The organism is Salmonella sp. SAL04162 (assembly GCF_046551535.1).
Lineage (GTDB): Bacteria > Pseudomonadota > Gammaproteobacteria > Enterobacterales > Enterobacteriaceae > Salmonella > Salmonella enterica.
The window spans coordinates 1-2,728 of sequence record NZ_JBGDVX010000035.1 but is presented as its reverse complement, the minus strand read 5'-3'; the positions used below and the strand labels follow the sequence as shown (position 1 = coordinate 2,728).

General features: G+C 43.5%; 3 protein-coding genes. All 3 read right to left on the bottom strand.

Annotated features, from left to right (window positions below; genetic code table 11):
* Positions 1-228 precede the first annotated feature (228 nt).
* Complete coding sequence (locus ACLJRH_RS26125; protein ID WP_410958289.1) at positions 229-522, bottom strand: reverse transcriptase N-terminal domain-containing protein; 294 nt, start codon at positions 520-522, stop codon at positions 229-231.
* Positions 523-1,360: 838 nt separating this feature from the next.
* Complete coding sequence (locus ACLJRH_RS26120) at positions 1,361-2,218, bottom strand: beta-1,6-N-acetylglucosaminyltransferase (protein WP_410958287.1); 858 nt, start codon at positions 2,216-2,218, stop codon at positions 1,361-1,363.
* Positions 2,219-2,354: 136 nt separating this feature from the next.
* Positions 2,355-2,516, bottom strand: coding sequence for a YnfU family zinc-binding protein (locus ACLJRH_RS26115; protein WP_410958286.1), 162 nt, complete (start codon positions 2,514-2,516; stop codon positions 2,355-2,357).
* Positions 2,517-2,728 lie beyond the last annotated feature (212 nt).

Genomic DNA, 2,728 nt, shown 5'->3' with positions numbered 1-2,728 from the left:
TACTGACGGAACAGAACGAGGAATGGCTGCTTCAGAACCGTTATCTGCCACAACACACTATGGCGGAGATAGACCAGACCACTGAAACTGAAGTAATCGAAGCGCTGCCACTCAGCGCATAGCAGGCTCATTACCGGACCGGAAAGCTGGAACTGAATTTACACCACCTTGACGGACTCAACCGCACACTTCAGACAATATTCCAATCAGTCATTGAAAGGAGAGGCATTATGACTTCACAGTCGGGATCCCCAACGGCCTTGTCTTGCCGTTCTTTTTGGGAATATGTATACGTCGTAAAGGTTGTGCCCGATAGCCCCGACAGGACAGAGACATAGCGGCATGCCACTTTTGTTGCGGATTTATCCATCGCGTTCCGTCGATGCCCGGCGTGTTACGTCCCCGGTTCGATGTCACGCGCCTTACAGCCAGCAGCTTCGCCTGATGAGATCGGGTGAGAAGTCGCTGGAGCACACGCACTTTATTCCAGCGCTGTGCTTCGGTTGCCTTAGCGATACGCATCTGCGAAATACATCATCTTCAACCTGTTGCCAATTAATTGATGACCACAGAGATGATGCTGAAGGCGCACTACACTGGTTACTGGCCTGTTGCGTCATTTGCGTTCCTTCATAAAGTCGATTTTCCTGATTTTCTCGCCAGAGAAGACCCACCGGACGTCAGCCCCTTTTCAGGTCGGTAAAAAAAAAAAACCGTATATCGGTTATTACAACCGATCATTCGCTTCTTCCGGCGTCCCGTTCCCGCACAACCGTTGTTTGTCCTCACGAACTCACTACCTTGCGGAGTTGTACGGGGTTACCACGTTCCGTTCCTGTGACTCAAGGGGACAGGTCCCCCGTTAACACCGGCGATACAACACTCACGATGCCCCATCTGTGAGAGGACATACCTGATCGCGTGCCTTTTGGCTGAAGCCTGACAGCCGTTTTGGCTTCTTACATATTACGATGCTTACCGGGATTTGCTTGTGCTGACCATACCCTCATCCCTTGCGCCTTCACCGCCTGCGGCTGGCAGTTTCGGATTGAGCCTCACGGCTCGCTCTTACGGATAATCCGTGGCTACGTTGTCCCCGACGCTTTACACCCTGAAATTACTCTCAACACACAGTCGGGTAGGGAACTGCTGGTGAGACAGCAGGTTTCTTCGCACTTCTTACTACATACTGGCTGAAACAATCACAGGAACAACCTCGTGTCGCACCACAGAATCGTGTACAGGGTCGCCAGAGGCGATCTGGTAGTTGCCCCACAGTTTTTTATGCTCTCCCTCATGGGCGGTATCAATCACGATTGCCCCACTATTTTTTATGCTCTCCACTATGGGTTAAAAACTATCAATACAACAAAGTACTAACGTTAGATACTTTTATCCTGCGCTCAAGTATGTTGATAATTCTGCTGTCTATATTCTCATCAAATTTCCTGGCAAATAAATTATTGCTGTTTATTAGCATTTCTGAATCATTCGTCAAGAAATCACGGGGGCGTAACTTAATATCATCTGACTCAACCCAGTCAATTTCCCTTTTGTCATCATAAATTATTCTGGATTTAAATGTGGTATTCATCAATACAGTCTGGAAAAAACTTTCATCCGCAATTAATGTATTACGATAAAATTCTTTAAAAATATTCAGTTCTGGACTATAGGTAATAAACTCGCAAAAGCTCTTACTCAGTATCATCCACTGATTACCTATATATGGCGTAACCCCTTTCAAAAATTCTCTGTCAGATGTGGTGGAAATGACCAGTTCACCATCTATTTCCTCTACATAATCTTTTATTCTGTGCATGGTTTCCGGTCTGATTAAATTCTGATTAACTACTTTTATAAATTCACAGCAATCAAATGCACTAAGATACCCCATTATAAACTCCTGGGTTTTCAATGGGAAATCCTGACCGCTTAAGTTTATGAAGTAGTCCCATGCTCCGCCACTGGTTACAAGCTTTTCAATTCCCCGCAACTGGGCATCTACCAGACTATATCCTCCCCATATAGTTTCTTTGCTTTCTAATAGAGATGCATTTTTATAATCACTCAAAAATAAATCTATTTCATCAAAAATTTTTTTACCTGCTCGTTTATCAACATGTATCACATAATAATTTTTTTCATGATGAATAGATTTAAATAGTTTTTTGAATTGATTTGGATAACGATGGACCAGCATGAAATACGCAATCATATAAAACATCCTCATAAATTAATATCAGTATACTCATGAAAACAATACATACAATATTAAGCACATATCAGGTAAAAAAACGACTACTTAGCTACAAACAGCTCCCGACTGTTGCTCATAAATATGTAAATCATCACTAATCTTCCCCACGCCGAAAATAATGTCCACAATAAGGACAGATCATCGTCATTTTTTTTCTTAATTTATACTTGTGCTGTTGAGCTATGCGGGAACATTCAGGGCATGTGACATCTACTGATTTATCACGAAACATCTTAAAGCTATCAAAGACAGACATATCTTTTATCCAGCAGAGACGTTGGATTTCAGTGTACGCTAAAACGTTCCGGATAGCTTACTATTTGTTTATGGTTAGTACGGAAAGGCTACACGGGATAGCCAGAAATGAACGAATCCTTACGGTCATCACAGCGAATGCTGGCAAAGTGGGCATGAAGGAGGAATGATGCCCTTTTTCACGTCCTTAACGGTGGAACAGCCGGCCAGGGA

Bases quoted from the DNA above. Each gene is read 5' to 3' on its own strand.
- ACLJRH_RS26125 (WP_410958289.1), bottom strand. From the start codon at position 522: ATGCGTATCGCTAAGGCAACCGAAGCACAGCGCTGGAATAAAGTGCGT.
- ACLJRH_RS26120 (WP_410958287.1), bottom strand. From the start codon at position 2,218: ATGATTGCGTATTTCATGCTGGTCCATCGTTATCCAAATCAATTCAAA.
- ACLJRH_RS26115 (WP_410958286.1), bottom strand. From the start codon at position 2,516: ATGTCTGTCTTTGATAGCTTTAAGATGTTTCGTGATAAATCAGTAGAT.